The following is a 23,998-nucleotide window of genomic DNA, read 5'->3' on the forward strand; positions in this document are numbered from 1 at the left end:
AGTTCCAGCCCTAATTCAAACAAGGAACGCTTATGAAAAAGTGGCAAAAGATTACTCTTAAGGTATTGCTCGGATTTTCCCTTACCACCACTAGTATCTATTTGTTCGCTCCTTGGGAATATGCATTGTATTATTTAACCCCAGTGCCCAGCTTCATTGAGGAACAAGTTAACGAGGCGACTACTCAGGGAATCGACGGGATCATTGTGTATGTGCAAAAGGCAAATAATCCTGCCCAATTGTATGTAAGTGGTTGGCATAATAGACAAGAAAAAATACCGGCCTATGGCAATGGGCTTTTTAAAATTGCCAGTATTGCTAAATTATATGAAGCGGCGGCAGTTGCCAAATTAGCAGCATCCAAGCAGCTTGAATTAGATAAGAGCGTTGCTGATTATTTACCCCACTTGACCGAACGCATTGAATATGCCAATCGAATTACTCTGCGTATGCTGGTTGAACATCGCAGTGGGATCCCTAATTTTACCGATCAAGATGGGTTTGATTGGGCTTCAAACTCCCTTGATGTATTCAGCTTAGTATTAGACAAACCCGCTGATTTTAAACCTGGAACCGATTACGCATACTCCAATACTAACTATTTGTTGCTTGAAAACATAATGACAGAAGCCTTAGGTTACCATTACTCACGCTACATAAAGAATGAGATCCTTTTGCCATTAAACTTACATTCCACGTTTTTCTCCATCAACGAAGTAGATAGTGAGCAGCTGATGAGCGGATATTACGTTGGTTATGATCAGGACTTTAAACACCTCGATCAAGGTTTCGTTGCCAGCGCCCAAGATGTGGGTATTTTCTTAAGGGCGCTAAATGACGGCAGCTTATTTACGCCAACAGAAAGCAAAATATATGCGTCCATGTATGAGTATAATCATACCGGCTGGGTACTCGGCTATTCAAGTATTGCCCGATATCACTCAGATATTGATACCGTTGTCATTCAATTCACCAACACAACCGGTGAAGACAGAGTGATACTTACAGGCATCATTTATGACCGAATTATGAGCATCTTACGAAGCCAATAAAATGCATTATTTGAGTAGGTATTGTGGAGATTTAATTACCTCTTTGCGGCCACAGCCCATAAAGCAGCATCGCCTAGGATTTTTCAGCTAACAACATACTGCCATCGTCTAAAAAGCTCAAAACAATCTGTATAGCGGGGCGATTATCATCAAATAAATAGCTATATTTCTCTACTATTCTATCTCTATCAGCTTGATTTCTGGCTGTCGACATTTCGTCGCGAAAAGGCTGTCCTTCCATAATACCGGCATAATGACTGGCAATAGCGGCTGTTGTGCGCAATGCATTTTCAACTTTGGGGTTCTCTGTTAATGCCTGTGTCAACTGTGCCGAATATGCATAATCTGCCGGTAAAACTAACTGCCCCTGAGTGTTGAACTCTATGCTTGCCGGTGGTGAGGGTATGCCATATTGCGCTAACAATGCTTTAAACTCGTTTTGCGAGTATTTGGTTAAGGTATCAATATTGTGCGCTGTCGGCAGTAATAAAGGTATGTCCTTTAAATTCACCGAACCAGGTTGTGCTCCAGGCGTGAGATACTCATCTAGATTGATTTCTTGTTGGTCACCTTGGGAAGTATTCATGCTGAAAACCACACTTGTAGCGGGCTCTACTACCTTTTGAACCTGATGATTTTGTTGGTAAGCGGCTAATAATTCCGAAAAGCCATTGTTTCCTTTCGATTGATTGGATTGCAGTAAATTTTGTGAACGTATTTGAGAAATACGATTGGTGACGTCCATTTTAACCTCGATATTTTTAACTTTGTAAGCTTTCTAACACATTCAGGACATTGGCTCTTAGTTTTGCATCAGTGTTTTGTGCAGCGCCTATAGACTGATCAAACTCCACCGACTTTCTGGCCAAGGCTAACACGTCATATTTTTCATCGGCATCAAAGTCTCGACTTGGAGGCGCTCTCATTGCTAATCCCTGTTGTGGCGTGATTAACCCATTTAGTTGTAACTCTGACGACATATGGGTTAATTCCTTATATGACATATTAGTCGGATCATACTGACTAGCGATTTCTTGTAATTTTGTTTCTGCATCAAGGCCGGCCTGACTCAGAGTGACTTTATCTGCATGGCTGTCATTGTTAGATTGGTCAATGTTAGATAGCAGATTTGAATGAGTAGTATCTACACCTTGGTTTTTACTGCTTTGATAGATAGAACTCAGCTGACTATTGTTATTTATTTCCATCTTATTCCCATTAGTCAATTTAGCGCTAATCAGCACTTACTGTCGGCTTGTTTAGCTTGATGAGTTTGAGCAGCAATGACTATGCCATTAGGCATTGTTTTGGGTATAGATTGACCTAAGTTAATCAATAAAGGCTGTCTCAATAAGTTCCGGCGCTGAGAGTTATTCCTTAGGTTATCTTTCAATGAGAAGGTTAAAATCAATTAGGCAAATTATTGCCGAAGTGAAGACAATATCGGCAATGACAGGAAAAAAAGGGCAAGAGCGGCAAAAATGACTCCTATCCCTTTGACCTTAAAAATAACTCTAATGGCAATATAAAGTTGCACATTATCCATAAGTTAGCCGAGGAAATTTCACCTAGTGTATCGAATTCAGATAGTGTTTTAGTTATGATAACCGGACAATTACTATTTTCCGGTTGCGTTTAACCCTAAACGCTCACCAAACTGTTACGAATACCACAACCGACCTGAATACCTATAATAAATGGAGAAACCATGCACCTTCGTAAACGCCTTGTTCTAGGCACAATAATGAGTCTTTTTAGTGTTCAATTGCTCGCCGCTGAAGCGATTTTGAGCACTGAACAGAAGCAAACCGCTGAACAACTTATACAAACCGCCTTAAAGAGTGATCTAGGCATGGACATAGTGACTTCATTGACGACTGAAATTGGTCCTCGCCTTGCGGGCTCTGAAGCAGAAAAGCGGGCCAGAGATTGGGGCTTAAAACTAGGTAAGAGTTTGGGTTTCGACAAAGCGAATATTGAACCTTTTACTATGCCATTCTGGGATAGAGGGACGTTACACATCTCCCTTACCTCTCCCTACAACCAAGAATTATACGGTACGGCCTTAGGTGGGGCGGCACCATCAAAACAAAATATTAATGCTGAAGTAGTCTATTTTAGAGATATTCACGCACTAATGGAGGTAAAAGAAGGCGCTCTGAAGGGGAAAATCGCTTTTGTTGATGGCGATATCATGGTTAAGAGTCAAGTTGGCGCAGGTTATGGACAGGCAAACCAACGCCGCAGAGTGGGATGGCAACATGCACAGCGCGGTGGTGCAGATGCCTTAGTCGTGCGTTCAGTAGGCTCAGACTCCCATCGATTCCCGCATACAGGCATGATGAGTAAAGATGGCGACAAATGGGCTAGTATCCCGGTTATTGCCATTTCTAATCCTGATGCTGACCACCTTCGCCGTTTACATAATTTAGATAAACCCCTTAGCATGTCAGTGCACTCAAACTCTGACTGGAAAGGTGAAGTTAGCAGCGGAAATGTTGTTTTTGATTTAGTTGGCAGTGAAAAACCTGAAGAGATCGTGCTTATTGGTGGCCATTTAGATAGTTGGGATTTAGGTACTGGCGCCGTAGACGATGGTGCCGGTGTTGCAATTACCACTGCCGCTGCTGCATTGATTGCAAAATTACCCAAGCGTCCTAAACGGACTATTCGTGTGGTTATGTTTGGTGCTGAAGAAGTTGGACTTTTAGGTGCCTTTGCTTACGCTAAGAAACATGAAGCAAATTTGAGTAATCACGTGGTGGCCACAGAGTCAGACTTTGGCGCGCAAACCGTGTGGCAATTGGAGTCTAATCTCAATCCTGAAGCAACGTTATTGATAGATGAAATTGGTAGAGTGTTATCCCCTATTGGCATCGTTAGAGGCCGTTCAGATGCACAAGGTGGTGGCCCAGATATCATTCCGATGGCAGCCAAAGGCGTGCCAACCATACGTTTAAAACAAAACGGTCAGGATTATTTTGATTTACACCATACGCCAGATGACACCTTGGACAAAATTGATCCCGATGAACTGGCGCAAAACATTGCGGCCTATGCAGCCACTATTTATTTAATCGCCGACTCGGATGTTGAATTAAAGCCATAACGTCACGGCGTAATTTTAACATATGACAATAACGCCCCTGATCCTCAACTTATGTAGGATTAGGGGCTGTCGATACTAATTATTCGATTAGTGTGCCGCGAATAGGATAATCCGTTTGTTTACGCACAAAGGTTAATCCTCTAACTATCACGTCTAATTCTGGGCGTAGAAAAGGCGCATTGGAAATATCCACAGCCTGCAACACCCCCTCCCCGTTTATCACAAAAAGCGCTGGCTCTGAAAAAATGTGATCGGTTTCAGTTTCAGAACGCGGAGTTGAGATATACAGCCCTAACTGCTTCATTTGTTCGACACTTAAACCATAAGCGATGGGAAAAGACACATTCAAGCTTTGCATATTTTCGGTAGCTTGTATTTTTGAATCTGCCGAGACCGCTGTGATACTCACTCCAATGGCAGTTAACTGTTGTTTATGCTGTTCTAATAAATTTAAGTAACGCACACACAAAGGGCAATGTTTGCCCCGATACACCACCAGCATTTGCCAATCGGCATCACCGTGAGCCTGTCCTAAGTTAACCCTATCGCCATCAAGAAGCATTGCTTCAATAGAGGGAAAAGTATTACCGGGAATGAGTTTTGCTAAATTTGTCATGATGGTCTCTTTGATTGTGATTAAGCTTTACTGAGTTAATAAATAAGATCAGAGAAATAAGGACACATAGTGTCATACAGCTGATATATATATTGTTTATTCCGCCGGGTATGTACTCAACAAAGGAGGTTAAGAACTGCCCTAAAAACACGGCCATGGTGAAATACGATAGATTACGTCCTCGCACGTTAACTTCGCTGCGTTCAACTGTCATATGATTTAACAAGGGAATACTGAAGCCAAAACCAGAACCCATAAAAACAGCGCCAATAACTAAGGTAATAGTACCGGATTGCAAAAAGAATAAATAAGCTATGCCAAAGCCCAAAAAACCTAAGGCCAGCACTCTGTGTTCACTAAATAAGTTACATAGCTTTGGCATCAAGCTCGCTGCAACTACCGCCATTAATGAGATGAATGCCATTAAAAATCCGACTTGCTGTTCGTTATACCCGTGTCCATGCATATAACTAGGCATCAACACGAAAGAGCTGAAAAACAACACCATTGATAATAAGGCAATTAGGTACACACTATTGAGTGAAAAGCCCTTTTGCAAGACTGGCTCGTCTTGGTTTTCAATTGCTAATTCCGTGGGATGTTGACGGGGAACAAAGAGCAACAGCATGGCTAGGAATACCCAAGCAACTAAATACAGAGATAGAGGTAAAGCCCAATGTTGCGCGGCAAGCAAGCCCCCAATAAATAAAAATACCACTCCACCGAGTTCAATTGCCATACCCTGTTTGGCAACCATTTTTAAACGTGCTTCTGCAAAATACCAATGTGAAATTAACACCGTACACCCGGCCATTACCACTGCCGTCACACCGCCTAATAAAAACCGATTAACGAACACCCAAACTTCAGCATTCAACCAATATACACTGGCCCCCATAAAGCCATATAAAAACAATCCAATTACCAACGAATGATAAGCCCCATACTTATCTATTAATTTTCCAGCAACAGGGGCAAATACGACTGCGCCTAAGGAGGGTAATGTGACTAACAAAATTGCATTATTAGTCACGCCTAGCCCAGCTGAAATACTGACTAGACCTGGGGCAATCACAGCGCCCACCATAATGGTTAAACAGGCGATACAAAGTAAGGTGTATCCGCCAGCGGTGTTGAGTTTGTTCATAAAAATCCTATAAAGATGTAAAAATGTCTGTTGTTTAGCTTTTTGCTAGGGAGTTAAAAACACCGCTCAGTAGAATAAATAGAATGCTAACCACTACCACTCCGGGCCATTGATAAAGGGAAAATGCACTTATGCCTACAATCGAGCCTAAGGCGCCACCGAGGTAATAGCCGAGCATGTAAATACCGTTAATACGACTTTGGGCGCTGTCATCGATACTAAAGACACGCACCTGATTAGCCACTTGAGCGCTGAACACGGCAAAGTCGATTAAAATAATCCCGATGATTAATGACACTAAATTTCCGGCAAATATTCCTGTTATGGCAAACCCAAGTGCACCTAGTCCAAGGGCTATCATTATTAAAGTTTTAGCACCAAGTCTATTCACCCATTTGCCAGAGGCCTTAGCACCAATCACTCCGGCTAAAGCAATCAGACCAAAGTAGCCAGCTTGCTGGGCGTTGTAATCAAAAGGGGCTTCACTCACATAGATAGCCAGCGTTGCCCAAAGCACGTTAAATGAGGCAAACCAAAACGCGCCGGAAAGTGTAAATAACTGTAGGGATCTATGTTGGGTGAATAGTACGAGAGTACTTTTTATCAGTGGCCAGTAACCTAAGGACGCTTGCGGTTTATTTGTAGGTAAATAAATCCATAAAAGCACACCTAGAAAGGCAGCAAGTAACGCTGACATAATAAACACGCTTCGCCACCCAAATTGCTCTCCCACAACCCCACTTATGGTGCGTGAAAGTAAAATACCAATGGTTAGGCCCATCATTAATGTGCCAAGGGTTGCCCCTTTGTTTTTAATACTGACCAATGATGCAGCAAAAGGAATTAATTGCTGAGTAATATTTGCGCTTACACCAATGACAAATACCGCTACAAGGACGATTAAAAAGGTAGGCGCGAAAGCCGCAACTGAACAAGCAACTACCAATAAACACGACAAAATACCTATTAATCGCCGCCGAATAACAGAGTCCCCTAAAGGTGAGATAAACAACAGCGCAAAGGCATAACCGAATTGTGTGAGTGCTGGAATACTGCCTAATTGGCCGTCGCTTAAATTAAACTCATTGGCCATAAGGGGCAAAATAGGTTGGTTGTAATACAGGTTTGCCGCACTAGCAGCAATGGCCGTTGTCATCAGCAATAACAATAAAGGACTTAATGCCTGTTTTGGCTCTAAATGGGTCATAGGTAATATCAGCTAAATTGGGAATAGAGGGAGCATAAGGCCTATCTATTGATAACAAAAATGATATTATTTAATTGAATCGATACAACTTTTGTATAGATATTCAATCTGTACCTGACTCCGAGTGTAAACATGGATATAAAAACCTTAAAAAGCTTTATTGCGGTGGCAAAATACCAGAGCTTTTCAGAGGCGGCGCGAGAATTACATACTGTACAACCGGCCATTAGCCGGCATATCTCTGCGCTAGAAGAAGAGCTTGGGGTGAAGTTATTTAATCGAAACTCGCGAGATGTGGCTATTACCCCAGCAGGTGAGCAACTTTTAGCAGATGCCTCTGCGATTCTAGCCCTAACAGGGCAAGCAAAAAACCGCGTTAAGAATGCCCATAGTGGTAAAATAGGCACGCTAAATATTGCCCATTTAAGTTCAGCTTGCTTATCTTTTATGGCCTCTTTGATCCGTACTTATAAAGCCCAATTTCCTCAGGTCCATGTGGCCCTATTTGAAATGACGGCAACGGAACAAATTGAAGCCCTAAAGCAAGATAAAATTGATATCGCATTTTCAAGGCCACTGCCCACCCCCATCGCCGATGAGTTTATTAGTCACGATATCTATATCGACAAATTAGTTGCGGTAGTGAGCCAAGCCCATGCGATTGCTGGCAAAACCCACACTGATTTAGCCCAGTTAAAAACAGAACAGTTTATTATTTTTAATCGTGAGGAAGCCCTTGGACTATTTGATGAAACCATTATCCTGTGCAAACAAGCGGGATTCTCGCCGGATATCATTAGTCAACCTAGGCACATGCAAACCCTAGTCACTGAAGTGGCTGCCGGTTTAGGGGTGGCGATCGCTCCATTTTGCGTCAGTAAGTTATATAGCCGAGGCTGTCACTTTATTGCATTAGAGGATGTGGACACGCAAATTCCGCTACAAATCCAATTCAAACAAAATAACAATAGTGCCACCGTCAAGGCCTTCCTAGATATCGCATTAGCAGCAAAGGATGAAATACAGCAGAGTATGGCGGTTTAAGACTCGGCTCACTTAGGACTAAATTGACTTATCACTAACTCTGCGTTGCCTGCGGCGAACATTGTGGCCTTAGATCCCTCAAGGGCGATCACAAGAGTTTTTACCAGAGTGAGTAAACAGAAAAATTCAGGCTAAAAAATGCTAGCCTGAATTCAGTTTAATGCTAGTTTTAGATTTCGATAACCACTTTACCTAAACCTTTGCCACTGGCTAACCTATCATGGGCTAAGGCAACCTGCTCAAGGCTGTAATGATTTTCGTCTAACACTGGGATTAATTTTTCAGCTTCGATAATTTTGGTCAGCTCTTTGAGTATCAGACTGTGCTCTGCCCGTTTGTAGTTATGCAGCATAGGAATAAGCATAAATACCACATGCAAGGATAAACCTTTAAAATGCGCTTCTGTTAAGTCCAACTCAACCATGGAAACCGTAGTGGCAACCTGCCCATTTAATGCCGCAGCTTTAAAGGAGTTGAGCATATTTTCACCGCCGACAGAATCAAAGACCACGTCAAAACCGGCGTTATCAGTGTGTTTAGCAACGTAATCCTCTACTGCTTCGGTTTTATAGTTTATTGATGTGGCACCTAATTTTTCAATTAAGTTTAATTGAGGTTGACCGCCGCCAGTAGAAAATACCTTAGCTCCAAAATAGTTAGCCAGTTGCAACGCTATGTGCCCTACACCACCTGAACCACCATGAACTAATACAGACTGGCCAGCTTGAACACCTGCGCGTTTAAGGCCTTCGTAGGCAGTGATCCCGCATAATGGAATGGCGGCTGCTTCGGTCATTGAAATATTTTTCGGTTTAGGGGCAATCAAATTTGCATCAGCAACAATATATTCCGCTAACGTACCCGGCAAATCTGCCAAACCACCCGCACAGCCATACACCTCATCTCCAACTTGGTATTCGCTAACCCCTTCACCTACAGCTTCAACTGTACCGGCGAAGTCCATTCCTAAAATGGCAGGAAGTGGTGGTGCAATGGGCAGGTCCGCTCCCATTTGGCGGAGCATAGTATCCACCGTATTGACACTAGTCGCGGCAATCTTTACCAATACATGACCAGGTTTTACATCGGGTTTAGCAACCTCAGTTGCTTCGAATACGTCACTGCTACCATAGGCGTTAATAATCATTGCTTTCATTTTTGACTCCTTATTGATTTGATGGATTAAGTATATTCAACAAGATCAAAATTGATAATAAGCAATTATATTGAATGACTTTATACATTTTATTGATAATAATATGTATTGAAGGGGTGAATGAACATGAATTTGGAACATTTAAAACTATTTGTCCGCATAGCGGCGTTAAACAATATCAGTGCTGCGGGGCATGAACTGCAGTTATCGCCAGCGGTTTCCAGCAATTACATCAATAAGTTAGAGGAAACCTTAGGAACCCGATTGATCCACAGAACCACACGCAAAGTATCATTAACAGAAGAAGGCAGAACGTTTTTGCCCCACGCAGAAAATGTACTCATGAGTGTAGAGTTGGCTATGGCATCAGTGGGTGTCGGTAAAGTGACTCCACAAGGTAGATTAAGAATAACTGCGCCAGCTTCCTTTGGCCGAATGCATTTAGTGCCTGCACTTGCCAACTTTCTTAAACAATACCCTGATATAGATATTGATCTAAGGCTTTCCGATAGCATAGTGGATCTGGTTGAAGGCGGCTTTGACATTGCGATTAGAGACGCGGCTTTAAAAGACTCTAGCTTAATTGCCAAAAAGCTGGCAACCGATAAACGGATCGTTTGCGCCTCTCCCGATTACATCGCTAAAAATGGCGCCCCCACTACCCCGGATGAACTTCAACAACATAGTTGCATTACCTTAGTCGGTCTAGATAGCTGGAACTTCCAAACTCAAAATACAACCCAAACCATTAAAGTGGTTAGTCGTTTTACTACGGATAATGGAGAAGCAACAAGAGATGCTAGTGTAAACGGCTTGGGCATTACCGTTGCCTCTACATGGAGCGTTTATCAGCATTTAAAAGACAAATCCCTAGTACCGGTTTTATCCGATTACCCGCTGCTCTCAGAGACAGATATTTGGGCGGTTTTTCCCAGCTCTCGGTTATTGGCTCCAAAAGTAAGGGTGTTTATTGACTATTTTGCGGCCTATTTTGGTGAAATCCCTTACTGGGATAAATAACGATATTCACCGAACTTTCATATGTGGGTGGTATTGTTGAGGCAATTGCTAGCCAAGTTAGGGGTAAATACCCCAATTAAATACAAGTGGGGATCTATGTTGTACAAATTACCTTTGTTGTTATGGTTGTGCCTGTTTTGCACACAGCTGTTTGCTAAACCTATTGTTATCGCTCACCGCGGGGCGTCTGGGTATTTGCCTGAGCATACCTTAGAGGCTGCTGTTCTAGCGTTTTCCCAAGGGGCAGATTTTATCGAACAAGATTTAGTCTTGAGCAAAGATCTAATACCCGTAGTACTCCATGATATACATTTAGAAACCGTGACCAACGTCGAGCAAGTATTTCCTGAACGCCACCGGGCTGATGGTCGGTATTATGCGATGGATTTCACCTTGGCCGAATTACAAACCCTCAATGTACATGAGCGAACAACCGAACAAGGCAAACAAGTTTTCCCCCACCGTTATCAGGAGCCTCGTAATAAAGAGCGCTATCATGGACAGTCATCATTTAAAATCGTCACGTTCGAGCAACAAATTAATCTGATTCAACAACTTAACCGTCAATTCAACCGAGATGTGGGCCTTTATGTGGAAATTAAATCGCCCCTTTGGCACCAAAAAAACGGCGCAGACTTAAGTCAAATCACCCTAAATATCCTACGTAAATACAATTTAGATAACATGGACAGCCATGTTTATCTGCAGTGTTTTGACTTTGCAGAAACTCAGCGTCTTAGAAATGATTTACAGGCGAAAGTAAAATTGATTCAACTCATCGGCGAAAACAGTTGGCAGGAGTCGGAATCTGATTATGATTATTTGAAAACGGCTCAAGGTCTTAAAGCCATAGCAAAAGTCGCCCAGGGTTTGGGCCCATGGATACCCCAGCTATTCAACTTTCAACAGAACAAATCCACGGATTTACTAGTCAATGCTCACCAGGCAGGTTTACTGGTACACCCCTATACATTTCGAAAAGACGATTTACCCCAGTCCTATTCATCCGAACAAATGTTAGATATTTTATTCAAAGATTTACAAGTAGATGGCGTGTTTACTGACTTCACCGATGTGGTAAAAGAGTATTTAGATAAGAAAGAAAAAAACGTTCAGGATTAAATATTGTTAGGTCTAAATGCTCGCATAGCCAATAACCCTAAGCGAGCTTTACATTTTTAGGGTTTGGCCATACGAATAATCACTCTGCGGTTTTTAGCACGGGACATTTTATTGGTATTGGCTGCCGCGTGACGGCGCTCACCGTGACCTGTCACCTCGATGCGGTCAGGATCAACCCCCATCTCAGTAAAATAGGCTTTGATTTCCTCTGCTCGACGAATCGATAACTGTTCGTTATTCCATCGACCACCGTAACTATCAGAATAACCATCTAACAACACTAACTCGAGATCAGTATCTTCTTTTAGATAGTCCCCAATCATTTGCAATCGTTTTTTAGAGTATTTGGTCAAATCTGTACTATTGCTGTTGTAACTTAATACCGTGTAAGCAATATCTTCAAAGGCGAAAGGTAATAAGTTGGCAATACACTCAGCAAACTCAACATAAGGTTTTGCAAAGTTACTGGCATTTAAGCCTACAGCAATACGGTCAAAGTCACTGTACCAATCTTGATAATAAAGGGTTGGCCAAAAACCTTTTTCTAATTCGGATAACATTGTCCATGCGGCTTTTTGCGGTAAATCACTGTTGTACTGTTTACGAATAGGCATTTGTGCAATTTCACGTTGCATTTGCCCCGGCATCCATTTGGGGGGCACCGAGTAGACAGACGCCACTGAATAGGTGTTGGGCAACCGTAACATCTGCAACTCAAATTCCATATTGAGCTGTTTCGAAGCCGAGCTATAAAAAGCCGCTTCTCCATACCCTGGTAACTGATGACTCAAGGTACATTGCAGGCGACTTTTTTGACTGACCTGCCACTGAGAATCCTCAACCGGCGCAGCATAATGTCGCAAGCTAGCCTGGCTAGCAAAGCTAAGGGTTAAGCCCAAAAAAATCGCGCACGTTTTCATATCAAGCACAAATCCAGTAAATAGCGTTTATTCATAATAGGTATCGACATTCGAATCAAAAAGTTTAGTCCCCTATTGTGTATGGATAATAACCAACTAGCAGTAACTAATGCAAATGCTTCCAAACATATTCACAACTGAACTGGTACAAGGCTTTAAAGGTTGACATAATAGCAAGCTATTTTGTCGATTAATAAGGTTATCATGTCAGACCCAATTCACCTGTTGAACCAACGATTTAGAGGGTACTTCCCAGTCGTCATTGATGTCGAAACAGCTGGATTCAATGCACAAACTGATGCTTTGCTAGAATTAGCCGCAGTTACATTGAAAATGACAGCAACTGGGGACATAGAGATCGATAAAACCTTTCACTATCATGTGAACCCATTTGAAGGGGCAAACCTCGAACAAGCAGCATTAGACTTTAATGGAATCGATCCCCATTGTGCTTTGCGAGGTGCCATTGATGAAACCGAAGCAATTAAAAACTTGTGTAAAGAAATACGCAAAGAACAAAAAGCCGCAGACTGCCAACGTTCAGTGATTGTTGCCCACAATGCGTCATTCGATCAAGGATTTGTAAATGCCGCCATTGAAAGGTGTAATATTAAACGTACCCCATTTCATCCTTTTGTGTCATTCGACACCACTAGCTTAGCAGGTTTAACCCTAGGCCAGACGGTACTTGTTAAAGCTTGTGAAGCCGCTAAAATCGACTTTGATCAACGCGAAGCCCACTCGGCACTTTACGACACAATGAAAACCGCTGAATTATTTTGTTATATGGTGAATAAATGGAAAGCCCTTGGTGGATGGCCAATGGAGTAATCGCTAGCGGCTGCGCATTTAATCTGCCTAGCAATTTACAAACGTTATTAACCCCGCAAAACAAAAGTGAGGCCGAAGCCTCACTTAATAACGTTATTCACTAGAGCAGAGATTATTCCCCCACTAGAATGAGTTACTCGTCACTATCCGAATCAATATTATGCATTTCCAAGTTACTCAACTCAGTTTGGATCATGGATTTTTTTGCACCTTCAGAACGGGCACCGTCGACTCTTTCTAAATAAACTTGGTCGATGTCACCGGTAATGTAATCACCATCAAATACCGATGTTTCAAAGCCATTAATGGCTGTATTCTCGGCACCTACCGCTTCGACCAGATCTTGAATATCTTGGTAAATAAGGCCATCAGCTTTAATTAACTCGCTAATTTCGTCAATATCGCGTCCATAAGCGATTAACTCGTTTGCACTTGGCATATCAATACCATATACATTTGGAAAGCGTATTTCCGGCGCAGCTGAAGCAAAATAGACTTTTTTCGCACCTGATTCACGGGCCATTTCGATAATTTGTTCTGATGTGGTACCGCGAACAATTGAGTCGTCCACTAGTAGGACGTTTTTATCTTTAAATTCCGATTTAATGGCGTTAAGTTTTCGACGCACGGATTTGCGTCGCAACGTTTGCCCCGGCATGATAAATGTGCGCCCGATGTAACGGTTTTTCACATAACCTTGTCGATAAGGTAGATCTAATTCAATGGCGATCTGCAAGGCTACATCAGACGACGTTTCTGGGATGGGGATCACCACGTCTATATCTAAATCAGCCCATTCTTTAGCGATTTTCTGACCTAACTTTTTGCCCATATTGACCCTTGATGCATATACAGATATGCCATCAATAAACGAATCGGGGCGAGCGAAGTAAACGAATTCAAAAATACAGGGGACATTCTTTGGATTTTGAGCGCATTGTTTCGTGAACAACTCACCTTCTTCGGTGACATAGATTGCTTCACCTGGCGCAACATCACGAATAAATGTAAAACCAACAGCATCCAAAGCAACACTCTCAGACGCCACCATATATTCGTCACCCTGCTCAGTTTTGCGCTTACCTAAGGCAAGAGGACGTATGCCATAGGGGTCACGAAATGCGACCATACCGTTGCCGATAATCGCAGCAACCACGGCATAAGCTCCGCGGATTTTCTTATGAACATTGGCAATAGTAGTGAAAACATCGTCTGGCGTTAGGGTTAAACCAGCACACTGTTGTAACTCGTGGGCAAAGATATTCAGTAAAAGTTCTGAATCTGAGGTCGTATTGATATGACGCCTTGCGATTCGGAAAACTTCATCTTGTAAGTCATGGGCATTGGTCAAATTGCCATTGTGAGCAAACGCAATACCAAATGGCGAGTTAACGTAAAACGGTTGTGCTTCTGCAGAGCTTGAGGAGCCTGCTGTAGGATAACGCACATGGCCAATCCCAAACTGTCCCGTTAAACGTTGCATATGGCGGTTATGGAATACATCCCGTACCAAACCATTCGCTTTTCTAAGATGAAACATCTTATCATCAACAGTCATGATCCCTGCGGCATCTTGCCCGCGATGCTGAAGCACAGTTAACGCGTCATAAAGTGCTTGATTTACTGCACTCTTTCCAACAATTCCGACAATACCACACATGCAATTTACCTACTTATTCGGCGTTAAAAAACTGGAGTTATTTTGAATAAAACTAAAAAACCACTCAATAATTGGAGTGAATTCAGGAACTAATACCGACTCGACCCACCAGGTGGACTCAGACGCAGTGGTAAAAGTATCTAAAAAGAACAAAGCAGCGCTGACAATGAGAATGCCACGGATTATACCAAACACGGAACCTAAGGCTCTATCGGTACCAGTCAATCCGGTAAATTGTACTAAGCGCGCAATTAAGTAATTGATCAATCCGCCTAAAATCAGCGTACTGGCAAATAAAATCGCTATAGATACACCGTTTCTGACCATTTGATCGTCAAACTTAGTCATGTAAACAGCGAGGTATTCGTAAAATTGGCTAGCAATAAAAAAGGCGGCGAACCAAATAGCTAAAGAAATGGCTTCTTTGATGAATCCCCGTACCAAACTTATAATGGTGGAGACAGCGATAACGCCAATGATGGTGAAATCTATCCAATTCATAATGACCCGGTCATATTAATTGTTGGTTCGTTAAAATCGCGCGCATTCTATCAGAGCTGGTATTTATTTCTAGTATTCATTTCACTGTGAATGGTGTAACTCGACCCTGCAACTTAGTCAATTCGCGAAGATGGGGAACCGCTTTTTGCAGTTTTTGTTTATTTAACTCAGGACCAACAAACACTTTGGTTAGCTCGCCAGTACTAGTTTGCACCGGTCGGCTGAATGCTTGGTAACCCGCTTTACGTAACGTACTTAGTAGTTCACTAACATTTTTCTGGTGGCGAAAAACGCCCAATTGAACAACCCATCCAGCTTTTGCAAGCAAACGACTATCAATTTCACTGGGGTTGCTTTGTATGCCATCTTTAATTTCTACGACGTCTTCAATTGGCCGATCAACTTCATTCGGCGGGATCTTTTTAGTTTCTGTTTTTTTAGAAGTCCCAGTGTCGGCTAAATTTTGTTGTTCCACTGTGTCTACAGGTGGCGACTGATTTTCATCTATTTCAAAATCGTCATTAGCAACATCAGGTACTATTTCAACTTTTGGTGTAACTTCTTGTTTCACTTGTTCTACAGGAAAATCTTCGGTTTGTTTAACATCGAGCATTTTCGGTTGAGTGGGTATTGATTCAAATAGGTCTTGGCTAGTTTCTTTTTTACCATCAAGTAAATCTGGCAAAAAGATAACAGCTAATGCAACCACTATAATGGTGCCTACCAATCGGTTTTGTAGTGCTGAAGACAAGACTTTTCCTCTTATAAATCCATTGCATCGAAAGTATTTTATTCAATCAAGATGCTTGCGTCACTTCGCTGACGGTGAAAAATGAACCGAATACGACGATTAAATCATCATTTTTAGCATTTTTCGTAGCGCCATGAAGCGCGTCAGAAACAGTCTCAAACTCTATCACTTTTTGGGACTCAGTGAGCACTGTTTTTAATTGTTTACTTTTTGCCCCCCTGGGCACATCGAGTGAAGCAACATACCAATTGGCATTTAAGGATTCAAGTGGCGACAGGCTACCGGCAATATCTTTGTCTTCTAACATAGCCACAACCAGATGCAGTTGGTTGTATTCTAAGCGCCTAATTCTGGTGGCTAAGAGTTGTGTTGCCTGAGGATTATGTGCCACATCTAAAATTACTTTAGGATCATGACTCACTGTTTCAAAACGCCCAGGTAAACTAGATTTTTCTAACAATGTTTGGATCTCACCCTTATCTTGAGGTAAAAATCCGAGCAAATGTAAAACTTGTAACGCGGTGGATGCATTTTGCGTTGGTATGAATGGAAACCTCAAATTAGCCAAGGTTTCTGAACTATTGAACCAACGCCAATGAGTTGCCGTCTCTGCAAATCCAAACTCTCTGCCTTGCCAATATGCCTGTGCTTGTAGTGTTTCAACCGCACTAATAAGGGTTGTCGGTGGATCAGGCTCGCCAATGACCACGGGGATCTTGTGGCGCATAATACCGGCCTTTTCAGTCGCAATGAGCTCTCGGGTATCACCTAAATAATCTTGATGATCAAGAGCAATACTGGTTATTACGGCTATATCAGGATCGACTATATTAACCGCATCTAATCGCCCACCTAACCCCACTTCTAGCACGACAAAATCAGGTTGTTGGTTAGCAATTAAGACTAAACCCGCTAAGGTCGCAAACTCAAAGTAAGTTAACGTAACAGAGCCGCGAGCTTGCTCTACTTGCATAAAAGCATTCACATGCTCTTGTTCGCTTAACATTTGGCCATTTAGGCGCACCCGCTCTCGATAATCGACAATATGAGGTGAACTATATACGGCAACACTTTGTTGCTGCATCAAAAGCCCCATTTCGATCATACGACAGGTGGTACCTTTACCATTGGTGCCAGCGACAGTGATTACCGAACTGTTTGAAAAGTCTAAATTCAAACGGGCGTACACTTGCTCTGTGCGAGAAAGCCCCATATCAATAGATTTGCTATGGATTGCCTGTAAGTAATCTAACCAATTAGCAACAGACCAGGATAAGCTAGGCTTATCCTGGTCTGTTGAGGATGTATTATTTGGCATTAATGGGACTGGGTATGAAGCTTTTTCAATACGCTATGGATTTTGTCACGCATCTGACGACGGTCAACAATCATATCGATTGCACCTTTTTCTACCAAAAATTCACTGCGTTGGAAACCTTCAGGCAAAGTTTCACGTACGGTTTGCTCAATAACCCGTGGGCCAGCAAATCCGATTAACGCTTTAGGTTCAGCAATATTAATATCACCTAACATAGCCAAACTAGCAGAAACCCCACCCATAGTAGGATCGGTTAATACTGAAATATAAGGTAAACCCTTTTTACTCATGCGCGCTAAAGCAGCACTGGTTTTGGCCATTTGCATCAGTGAAAATAAAGCTTCCTGCATACGTGCGCCACCACTGGATGAATAGCACACCAACGGCATATTATGCTCTAAACATGCTTCTACGGCTTTTACAAACCTAGCACCAACCACAGATGCCATTGAACCACCCATGAACGAAAATTCGAATGCAGCACACACTACAGGCATGCCTTTCACTTTACCTTGCATAACAATTAAAGCATCTTTTTCTTTGGTTGCTTTTTGGGCAGCAAGAAGGCGGTCTTTATAACGTTTAGAGTCTTTAAACTTTAATACATCTTGAGGTTCTAAATCGTCACCAATTTCTTTTCGATCAGCCTGATCCAAAAAAGCGTTAATTCTGGCACGAGCCGTAATGCGCATGTGATGATCACATTTCGGGCACACTTCAAGTTGCTTCTCTAATTCGGTTTTATACAAAACCGCGCCACAAGATCCACATTTAGTCCAAATCCCCTCAGGTACATTACTCTTAATTGAGGACTGGGTTCGCGGTAGTATTTTTTGTATCCAACTCATTCAATTCATCCTAATTGCAAAAATTTTCGCTATTTGTGCTGCTATTTTCGCCAAAATCATGATTAATATAGCTTTATCGTCATATTAACGACGTAAAATATTTATACTGGCCATTAAAACATAGTTTAGTCTCGGGAAGAAAACAAAACTGGTCTAAGAAGTACTAATAGTTTATTTCAAAACACCTAGAACACTCAGAAAAATGCTGGCCCTAATGGGATCTCTGGAATTTCAAAATGCTTAGGATAAAGTACATCGACTAAATACAAACCATTTGGCTTAGCGGTTGCACCAGCTTTAGCTCTATCTTTTTGCTCCAGTAAGGTTTTCATCCACTCTACGGGTTGCTCTCCGCTACCAATCACAGCAAGACTTCCAGTAATATTTCGAACCATATGGTGCAAGAACGCATTTGCTTGCACATCAATCATAATGTATTGGCCACGTCGGGTTACCTGAATATGCTCAAGTCTGCGCACGGGTGAATTAGCTTGGCATAAGGATGCTCGGAATGCACTAAAATCATGTTCACCCACTAAACATTGGGCCGCTTCATGCATTTTCTGATGGTCCAGTTGCGTATACATATGTGTTAACCCGCCTGCCAATATTGCTGGACGGAAAGGGTTATTGTAAATAATGTAACGATAGCGGCGACCGACTGCTGAAAAACGAGCATGAAAGTCAGGACTCACCTGTTTAGCCCATTTAACAGCAATATCTTTTGGAAGATTAGTATTTACTCCCAGCGTCCAACTTCGTTCAGGTCGAAAGGCGGGCGTTTCAAAATGTACAACCTGACCAGTGGCATGAACCCCAGCATCTGTGCGGCCTGCACACAATACAGCTACGGGATGATTAGCAACTTTACTCAAGGCTTTTTCTAGATGTAATTGCACACTGGTAACTTGAGATTGTCGCTGCCAGCCATAATAATTACTGCCATCGTACTCAATCCCTAACGCGATTTTATTAGTTTGTTGTTGTTCCACTGACGCCCTTGTTAAAAAAGTCTAAATTCCACTAAAGGTAAAATTTGCACTACTGTGTGCTGAAAATTGCGACATTGTAATGAAATTTACATCACTTTTCATAACATGTTTGTAAATAGTAGACTGAAAGGTGTTTTTAGTTGCCAAATATGCGTCAAAATAGGTAAGAGATACTTAAGGTTTGTATTTTAACTAGCGATTGCACCAAAATTAAGTTCGACTTGTTTTAGTGCCTTACAACAATGAAGCCTGTTTAAACGCCAGGAGTTAATGACTTCCCACAAGCCACTCGATTTTTAGTGACAAGAGGAGTCATACCAACACCCACATCGAGGGCTAAAAAATGTTGGCTAAAATATTGAGGAACGAAAGCAGCCAACTGTTTTTGTTCCGACTTAAATTGCTTGTTAGTTGCCTGATACACCTATAACTTTACTTCGTCTTTCAATGAGCACGACATCGCGCCAAACATTATTCATTTTTCCAAGCTTTTCACGAACACCAATTTGACGAAAACCATTATTTTGATGAAGAGTAAGACTGCCTATATTTTCAGGAAAAATTGCAGCTTGTAGCATCCAAATATTGTTATTTTCAGATTCTAGAATCAGTTTCGATAGTAATTTTTGACCTACCCCTTTTCCTTGAGAGCTAGCTTCAACATAAATACTAACCTCTGCAACACCTGAATATACTTCTCGATTTGATATTGGAGAAAGAGCAGCCCATCCTAAAATATGATCATCTTCTACAGCGACAATGCGAGAATGAATAAGCATCGAGTTATTCCACTCATCCCAGCTTTTGGCTGTCATTTGAAATGTGGCATTTCCAGTATCAATGCCTTGCTGATAAATTGCTTTTACAACAGGATAATCTGTTTGCTCAAATGTACGGATAAACACCTAATTCTCCTAAGGCAACTAACACCCCCAGCAGGAGCCTACATGTTAGTGTCCCGCTGACTTGGCTTGATACTCATTGAGCCTCCCCAATCAGCGTAACTTTTAGGCTACTCTGATAGGTGACAAAACCAAACGGAGAAGCTCAATGAACTTTTATACTAATACACATCCTTACTATTGTGGAATAGATTTACACGCACGCTTACTTTACGTATGCGTTATTGATGATAAAAGTGAGGTGCTTGTACATAAAAAAGTAAAGGACTCACCCGAAGAGTTGCTGGCCTTACTGACGCCTTATTTAGGCAATATCGTCGTGGGGGTCGAATGTATGCACTGCTGGTATTGGGTCAGTGACTTTTGCCGGCAACACAATATAGATTTCGTATTAGGTCACGCCTTGTATATGAAAGCCATTCATGGCGGTAAAACCAAGAATGATAAAATTGATTCATTTAAGATTGCCAAATTGTTACGTGGTGGTAATTTCCCTTTAGCATACAACTACCCCAACGAACTACGGGCTACCCGTGATTTACTTCGGCGGCGCACTAAACTTGTACGCTTTGGCGCGGACTTAAAAGCTCATGTATCAAATACCGTGAGTCAATACAATTACCCTGCTCATTCCCTTAATTTACGTTATCCAAAGTCTCGTGAAAAAATGTCGAACGTCTTTGATGATATATCCGTGCAGCGCAACATCGATATTGATTTAAACATAGTCGCTCATATTGAAACAGAGTTACGCCAAGTTGAAGGGTTCATTGAAAAACAAGCGAAACAACATAATGCTAGAGACTTCTACCTACTCAAATCTATTGCGGGTGTGGGCCAAATTCTAGCACTCACAATTCTCTATGAAATAGGCGATATCAACCGCTTTGAAAGTGTTCAAAATTTTGCATCCTATTCTCGACTCGTTAAATGTAAAGCTGAATCAGCTGGTAAAGCCTACGGCACACAAGGTAATAAAATTGGCAATGCTCATCTTAAATGGGCCTTCTCTGAAATGGCCGTGCTTTACCTACGCGGAAATGATAAAGCTCGCGCCTATCTCAACAAGTTACAAAAACGCATGAGTAAAGCAAAAGCTCTGTCCGCCCTTGCGCATAAGCTAGGCCGCTGTGTTTACTTCATGTTAAAACGACAAAAGGCTTTTGATGAAAAACGATTTTTAGCAGGTTAGTCACGCCATCCGATGAGCTGAACGTCTAACTGGTGCCATAGGCCGAGCAACCTTAAATCGTTGTGAATTTCACTGGTTTATAAAAACCATTTAATACGACTTATTTGCCATTGCTAGGTAACCACTCGGTTTGATTAGACATCGGATGGGCGTGCATCAATACTTTGCGCTAAATCGCTTACACCTAGCCTGAGCCTGAAACTAACTGGTGGAATTATCCAACCTTCATTTTGAATAGTGCCAATGCTGGGTTAACCGATGAATGTCTAGTGCCCCTGCTATCAATACGGATATTGAAAATGCTGGCCGCGATGATACCGCATAAGAGAGCCTCTATATGTGTTTGCTGTAGGCGATTGCCTAATAGCCACGAAGACAGATGAAGTAAACGGTTTAGCTCAGAGATTTGGATTGATCTGAAAAATAGATCAAAAGCACACTAGTATCTATTGACTAACTTTAGGCTCATATGTGTTAGAATTATTTGCCGCTTCTATACGAGAGCATATAAGTCACAGCCCATGGAACACGATACTCTATGTCTTCCTTTATCATCGTTATTAACTCAGCTCTCTCAGTTTCAGAATAATCAGTTAACGGCTCCTTCCATGAGAATTGTATGTCTCTCTTTTGTCCAAAATTCATAGCTGCTGTAGAGAAGAAAGCAGGTGTAGTAAGAGTAGAAGCATCAAATAATTTGTAGTCAAGATAGTTATGAATGGTCAGTTGACCTTCTTTCATTGCTGATGTGCGAGAAATGCCAATTCCGCCCATAAAGCCAGCCCCATTATCGATTGCATTGTATCCTCTTGTGACAACTAACAAATAATTTAAGTTATTTGCTTTTGCAATTTGAGCCAACTCATTCGCGACAAGCTCTATCTTAAACTTCCTGTATTTACCATTTTCTTTATAGCTCCCTAGGAGTGCAGAACTATCGAATTCAACATCGACTACATCAATTTTTGTAGGATTATTTAATTTTGTTTGTATAGTCGATTTTAATACCTTGGTTACCTCCTTATCAAAGTCAATATATTCCTGCTCGACAAGGTTTTCACTATTGCCAAACACCGTAAATCCGAGATTTGCGTACGAGAATTCATTACCCACAAATGACACAATTCCGATTTTTTTGATTTCTCTGATTTGCTCATTTTTTAAAGGGATGGCTGCTAAAGTGCATCCAGCTAAAACAACAACTATAGAAATAAATGTTGTGATTCTTTTTAAATTCATATTACCCCTCTGAGGTTTGATAAATAATTCTAACGCCCGCTTATGCGGACGGAAATTGTTGGCCAAAATTTGTGAGGAACGAACAATAGCCAACTGTTGACGTTGCTTTTAAAGCGCTTGTTAAATAACCGTTTGCACTAACCAATCAATTACCGTGTAGCCACCAAATAACCCGGTTCCCAACATCAAAGTTAATGTGCCGAGGCAACCACCACTTTTACTTGAAGAGTAAGTTTCTTGCTGCCTAGGGTTATTTCGTAACCATTCAACATGGCATTGATTACAGTACAAACGTGTAAAACCTCTATTCCAAGCACTAATAGTTCTAGAGTCGTAGCGTTCACTTTTTTTACATTTAGTACAATTAAAGGAGCGATTCTTTGGTTTTTTTTGACGCCCTAATAATATGAAAGCAACAACAGCCGGAATTCCAAAAATTGCTGATTGCTCTATGTTATTTGAGTCCAAGTATGACTTTACAACTACTGCAACAGACAATAGCAAAATGACAATGAGGAAGTAATCAAAAGCATTTTTTGTTTTAGGCTCTACATTGGTACTGTTCTGATATTTTGGAGTTTTAGCTAAACCTTCAATCGCAACGCTTGTTGCTTTTAGCCTATTTTGTGCGTCAGTTGTGGATGTAAACACAACACAATCACCTACTTCTGGTCTTCTACTTTTTGTAGTTAAACTGGAAATATGAAAAAAAACTTTTTGACCGTCATCTGAGGCTATAAAACCAAAGCCTTTGTCATCTTTCCAATGACTTATTTTTCCATGCATTGTGTAAATAGACTCCATTCTCGTTCAGGTTATTTAACGTCCGAATTTGCTGCTTGGAGCGCAGCGTAAAGCTGTCAAATTGATGGCTTTGTTATGACTTTTTACCCGCATTTGGCTCATTGATATTTCCAATATCTACGAGGTTCCATGGCATATTTTTTTGACGATAAATCCGTTTATTCAGCTTTGGATAGTCACCAACATCATGCTCCAAACGCTGACCAATTACGATACATTTTAAAATACAATTGCCGTTATTGCGTAGAGCGTGAGCCTCACCACCCGCACGATAACCGATAAAATCACCGGCTTTTACTGTATATTTTTCGTTGCCTATTTGCGCTTCGGCTGTACCTTCGAGCACATAAACGCATTCATCTTCATGGTAGTGTTTATGAAACTCTGTCGATTCGTGGCCTGGTTGAATTTCGATAATGTGAAAGCCGAACCCAGTTAAGCCTGTGAGATCGCCCAGTGACTTATTAATTCTTTTGGCGTTCTTATTAAGGAAATGGGTTTTCGAAATACCTTCAAGCTCTTCTATTTCTTCCTTAGTAACTAGATATTTATCCATTACTCTCTCCA

General features: G+C 41.6%; 24 protein-coding genes. 7 read left to right on the top strand and 17 right to left on the bottom strand.

Annotation, left to right across the window (positions count from 1 at the left end; genetic code table 11):
- The first annotated feature begins 32 nt into the window (after positions 1 to 32).
- The gene (locus tag ABJV04_RS16750) at positions 33 to 1,052 is read left to right on the top strand and encodes a serine hydrolase domain-containing protein (RefSeq protein ID WP_348492732.1); all 1,020 of its coding nucleotides are present in this window, start codon (positions 33 to 35) and stop codon (positions 1,050 to 1,052) included.
- Between the two features lie 73 nt (positions 1,053 to 1,125).
- Here the strand turns inward: ABJV04_RS16750 and ABJV04_RS16755 are convergent, their stop codons facing one another.
- Together ABJV04_RS16755 and ABJV04_RS16760 are read right to left on the bottom strand one after the other, a co-directional pair.
- A complete protein-coding gene (locus ABJV04_RS16755; RefSeq protein ID WP_348492733.1) occupies positions 1,126 to 1,797 on the bottom strand; it encodes a hypothetical protein in 672 nt (223 codons plus the stop codon).
- Positions 1,798 to 1,813: 16 nt separating this feature from the next.
- Positions 1,814 to 2,260, bottom strand: a complete 447-nt coding sequence (locus ABJV04_RS16760) for a hypothetical protein (protein ID WP_348492734.1) — start codon at positions 2,258 to 2,260, stop codon at positions 1,814 to 1,816.
- A gap of 536 nt (positions 2,261 to 2,796) precedes the next feature.
- Between ABJV04_RS16760 and ABJV04_RS16765 the strand changes: the two genes are divergently transcribed.
- On the top strand, positions 2,797 to 4,161 hold the full coding sequence (locus ABJV04_RS16765; RefSeq protein ID WP_348492735.1) for a M20/M25/M40 family metallo-hydrolase: 1,365 nt from the start codon (positions 2,797 to 2,799) through the stop codon (positions 4,159 to 4,161).
- A gap of 79 nt (positions 4,162 to 4,240) precedes the next feature.
- Here the strand turns inward: ABJV04_RS16765 and ABJV04_RS16770 are convergent, their stop codons facing one another.
- From ABJV04_RS16770 to ABJV04_RS16780, 3 genes are read right to left on the bottom strand one after another with little or no spacing between them, the layout of a single operon-like run.
- Complete coding sequence (locus ABJV04_RS16770) at positions 4,241 to 4,777, bottom strand: redoxin domain-containing protein (RefSeq protein WP_348492737.1); 537 nt, start codon at positions 4,775 to 4,777, stop codon at positions 4,241 to 4,243.
- Positions 4,746 to 5,924 (bottom strand): MFS transporter, encoded by a 1,179-nt coding sequence (locus ABJV04_RS16775; protein WP_348492738.1) that lies wholly within the window; start codon positions 5,922 to 5,924, stop codon positions 4,746 to 4,748. Before ABJV04_RS16775 ends, ABJV04_RS16770 begins: the two co-directional genes overlap by 32 nt.
- Positions 5,925 to 5,958: 34 nt before the next feature.
- Entirely contained in the window at positions 5,959 to 7,131 is a 1,173-nt protein-coding gene (locus ABJV04_RS16780) for an MFS transporter (protein WP_348492739.1), read from the bottom strand.
- Positions 7,132 to 7,263: 132 nt separating this feature from the next.
- Between ABJV04_RS16780 and ABJV04_RS16785 the strand changes: the two genes are divergently transcribed.
- On the top strand, positions 7,264 to 8,175 hold the full coding sequence (locus tag ABJV04_RS16785; RefSeq protein WP_348492740.1) for a LysR family transcriptional regulator: 912 nt from the start codon (positions 7,264 to 7,266) through the stop codon (positions 8,173 to 8,175).
- A gap of 169 nt (positions 8,176 to 8,344) precedes the next feature.
- Here the strand turns inward: ABJV04_RS16785 and ABJV04_RS16790 are convergent, their stop codons facing one another.
- Positions 8,345 to 9,331, bottom strand: a complete 987-nt coding sequence (locus ABJV04_RS16790; RefSeq protein WP_348492742.1) for a zinc-dependent alcohol dehydrogenase family protein — start codon at positions 9,329 to 9,331, stop codon at positions 8,345 to 8,347.
- A 126-nt stretch (positions 9,332 to 9,457) separates the two neighbouring features.
- Between ABJV04_RS16790 and ABJV04_RS16795 the strand changes: the two genes are divergently transcribed.
- Positions 9,458 to 10,351 carry a LysR family transcriptional regulator gene (locus ABJV04_RS16795; protein WP_348492743.1) on the top strand — a complete coding sequence of 298 codons (894 nt, stop codon included), beginning with the start codon at positions 9,458 to 9,460 and terminating at the stop codon, positions 10,349 to 10,351.
- A gap of 96 nt (positions 10,352 to 10,447) precedes the next feature.
- A complete protein-coding gene (glpQ, locus tag ABJV04_RS16800; RefSeq protein WP_348492744.1) occupies positions 10,448 to 11,473 on the top strand; it encodes a glycerophosphodiester phosphodiesterase in 1,026 nt (341 codons plus the stop codon).
- Positions 11,474 to 11,529: 56 nt separating this feature from the next.
- On the opposite strand, the gene ABJV04_RS16805 is transcribed toward glpQ, so the two are convergent.
- Positions 11,530 to 12,393 (bottom strand): OmpA family protein, encoded by an 864-nt coding sequence (locus ABJV04_RS16805; RefSeq protein ID WP_348492745.1) that lies wholly within the window; start codon positions 12,391 to 12,393, stop codon positions 11,530 to 11,532.
- 204 nt (positions 12,394 to 12,597) lie between these two features.
- Between ABJV04_RS16805 and rnt the strand changes: the two genes are divergently transcribed.
- Positions 12,598 to 13,224 carry a ribonuclease T gene (gene rnt, locus ABJV04_RS16810; protein ID WP_348492746.1) on the top strand — a complete coding sequence of 209 codons (627 nt, stop codon included), beginning with the start codon at positions 12,598 to 12,600 and terminating at the stop codon, positions 13,222 to 13,224.
- Positions 13,225 to 13,357: 133 nt separating this feature from the next.
- On the opposite strand, the gene purF is transcribed toward rnt, so the two are convergent.
- The 7 genes from purF to ABJV04_RS16845 all read right to left on the bottom strand — a co-directional run bounded on the left by purF (position 13,358) and on the right by ABJV04_RS16845 (position 20,199).
- Positions 13,358 to 14,884 carry an amidophosphoribosyltransferase gene (gene purF, locus ABJV04_RS16815; protein WP_348492747.1) on the bottom strand — a complete coding sequence of 509 codons (1,527 nt, stop codon included), beginning with the start codon at positions 14,882 to 14,884 and terminating at the stop codon, positions 13,358 to 13,360.
- 9 nt (positions 14,885 to 14,893) lie between these two features.
- Positions 14,894 to 15,385, bottom strand: coding sequence for a CvpA family protein (locus tag ABJV04_RS16820; RefSeq protein WP_348492748.1), 492 nt, complete (start codon positions 15,383 to 15,385; stop codon positions 14,894 to 14,896).
- A 76-nt stretch (positions 15,386 to 15,461) separates the two neighbouring features.
- On the bottom strand, positions 15,462 to 16,136 hold the full coding sequence (locus ABJV04_RS16825; protein ID WP_348492749.1) for an SPOR domain-containing protein: 675 nt from the start codon (positions 16,134 to 16,136) through the stop codon (positions 15,462 to 15,464).
- Positions 16,137 to 16,182: 46 nt separating this feature from the next.
- Entirely contained in the window at positions 16,183 to 17,454 is a 1,272-nt protein-coding gene (gene folC, locus ABJV04_RS16830) for a bifunctional tetrahydrofolate synthase/dihydrofolate synthase (RefSeq protein WP_348492750.1), read from the bottom strand.
- The gene (gene accD, locus ABJV04_RS16835; protein WP_348492751.1) at positions 17,454 to 18,302 is read right to left on the bottom strand and encodes an acetyl-CoA carboxylase, carboxyltransferase subunit beta; all 849 of its coding nucleotides are present in this window, start codon (positions 18,300 to 18,302) and stop codon (positions 17,454 to 17,456) included. Before accD ends, folC begins: the two co-directional genes overlap by 1 nt.
- 194 nt (positions 18,303 to 18,496) lie before the next feature.
- Complete coding sequence (gene truA / locus ABJV04_RS16840; RefSeq protein WP_348492752.1) at positions 18,497 to 19,294, bottom strand: tRNA pseudouridine(38-40) synthase TruA; 798 nt, start codon at positions 19,292 to 19,294, stop codon at positions 18,497 to 18,499.
- 407 nt (positions 19,295 to 19,701) lie between these two features.
- The gene (locus ABJV04_RS16845) at positions 19,702 to 20,199 is read right to left on the bottom strand and encodes an N-acetyltransferase family protein (protein WP_348492753.1); all 498 of its coding nucleotides are present in this window, start codon (positions 20,197 to 20,199) and stop codon (positions 19,702 to 19,704) included.
- A gap of 145 nt (positions 20,200 to 20,344) precedes the next feature.
- Between ABJV04_RS16845 and ABJV04_RS16850 the strand changes: the two genes are divergently transcribed.
- Positions 20,345 to 21,388 carry an IS110 family transposase gene (locus tag ABJV04_RS16850; RefSeq protein WP_348492754.1) on the top strand — a complete coding sequence of 348 codons (1,044 nt, stop codon included), beginning with the start codon at positions 20,345 to 20,347 and terminating at the stop codon, positions 21,386 to 21,388.
- A gap of 480 nt (positions 21,389 to 21,868) precedes the next feature.
- On the opposite strand, the gene ABJV04_RS16855 is transcribed toward ABJV04_RS16850, so the two are convergent.
- The 3 genes from ABJV04_RS16855 to ABJV04_RS16865 all read right to left on the bottom strand — a co-directional run.
- A complete protein-coding gene (locus tag ABJV04_RS16855; RefSeq protein WP_348492755.1) occupies positions 21,869 to 22,627 on the bottom strand; it encodes a hypothetical protein in 759 nt (252 codons plus the stop codon).
- Positions 22,628 to 22,747: 120 nt separating this feature from the next.
- On the bottom strand, positions 22,748 to 23,413 hold the full coding sequence (locus ABJV04_RS16860) for a cold shock domain-containing protein (protein ID WP_348492756.1): 666 nt from the start codon (positions 23,411 to 23,413) through the stop codon (positions 22,748 to 22,750).
- Positions 23,414 to 23,504: 91 nt separating this feature from the next.
- On the bottom strand, positions 23,505 to 23,998 hold a 494-nt coding region (locus tag ABJV04_RS16865; RefSeq protein ID WP_348492757.1), incomplete at its 5' end, for a cupin domain-containing protein.

The organism is Aliiglaciecola sp. (assembly GCF_039982535.1).
Classification (GTDB): domain Bacteria; phylum Pseudomonadota; class Gammaproteobacteria; order Enterobacterales; family Alteromonadaceae; genus Aliiglaciecola.

Excerpts from the sequence above, each read along its gene's own strand:
- ABJV04_RS16770 (WP_348492737.1), bottom strand. The coding sequence starts at position 4,777 with ATGACAAATTTAGCAAAACTCATTCCCGGTAATACTTTTCCCTCTATT.
- ABJV04_RS16855 (WP_348492755.1), bottom strand. The coding sequence starts at position 22,627 with ATGAATTTAAAAAGAATCACAACATTTATTTCTATAGTTGTTGTTTTA.
- ABJV04_RS16820 (WP_348492748.1), bottom strand. The coding sequence starts at position 15,385 with ATGAATTGGATAGATTTCACCATCATTGGCGTTATCGCTGTCTCCACC.
- folC (WP_348492750.1), bottom strand. The coding sequence starts at position 17,454 with ATGCCAAATAATACATCCTCAACAGACCAGGATAAGCCTAGCTTATCC.
- ABJV04_RS16795 (WP_348492743.1), top strand. The coding sequence starts at position 9,458 with ATGAATTTGGAACATTTAAAACTATTTGTCCGCATAGCGGCGTTAAAC.
- ABJV04_RS16755 (WP_348492733.1), bottom strand. The coding sequence starts at position 1,797 with ATGGACGTCACCAATCGTATTTCTCAAATACGTTCACAAAATTTACTG.
- ABJV04_RS16765 (WP_348492735.1), top strand. The coding sequence starts at position 2,797 with ATGAGTCTTTTTAGTGTTCAATTGCTCGCCGCTGAAGCGATTTTGAGC.
- ABJV04_RS16760 (WP_348492734.1), bottom strand. The coding sequence starts at position 2,260 with ATGGAAATAAATAACAATAGTCAGCTGAGTTCTATCTATCAAAGCAGT.
- ABJV04_RS16790 (WP_348492742.1), bottom strand. The coding sequence starts at position 9,331 with ATGAAAGCAATGATTATTAACGCCTATGGTAGCAGTGACGTATTCGAA.
- ABJV04_RS16775 (WP_348492738.1), bottom strand. The coding sequence starts at position 5,924 with ATGAACAAACTCAACACCGCTGGCGGATACACCTTACTTTGTATCGCC.
- ABJV04_RS16805 (WP_348492745.1), bottom strand. The coding sequence starts at position 12,393 with ATGAAAACGTGCGCGATTTTTTTGGGCTTAACCCTTAGCTTTGCTAGC.
- purF (WP_348492747.1), bottom strand. The coding sequence starts at position 14,884 with ATGTGTGGTATTGTCGGAATTGTTGGAAAGAGTGCAGTAAATCAAGCA.
- ABJV04_RS16785 (WP_348492740.1), top strand. The coding sequence starts at position 7,264 with ATGGATATAAAAACCTTAAAAAGCTTTATTGCGGTGGCAAAATACCAG.
- accD (WP_348492751.1), bottom strand. The coding sequence starts at position 18,302 with ATGAGTTGGATACAAAAAATACTACCGCGAACCCAGTCCTCAATTAAG.
- ABJV04_RS16750 (WP_348492732.1), top strand. The coding sequence starts at position 33 with ATGAAAAAGTGGCAAAAGATTACTCTTAAGGTATTGCTCGGATTTTCC.
- glpQ (WP_348492744.1), top strand. The coding sequence starts at position 10,448 with ATGTTGTACAAATTACCTTTGTTGTTATGGTTGTGCCTGTTTTGCACA.
- ABJV04_RS16780 (WP_348492739.1), bottom strand. The coding sequence starts at position 7,131 with ATGACCCATTTAGAGCCAAAACAGGCATTAAGTCCTTTATTGTTATTG.
- ABJV04_RS16850 (WP_348492754.1), top strand. The coding sequence starts at position 20,345 with ATGAACTTTTATACTAATACACATCCTTACTATTGTGGAATAGATTTA.
- rnt (WP_348492746.1), top strand. The coding sequence starts at position 12,598 with ATGTCAGACCCAATTCACCTGTTGAACCAACGATTTAGAGGGTACTTC.
- ABJV04_RS16860 (WP_348492756.1), bottom strand. The coding sequence starts at position 23,413 with ATGCATGGAAAAATAAGTCATTGGAAAGATGACAAAGGCTTTGGTTTT.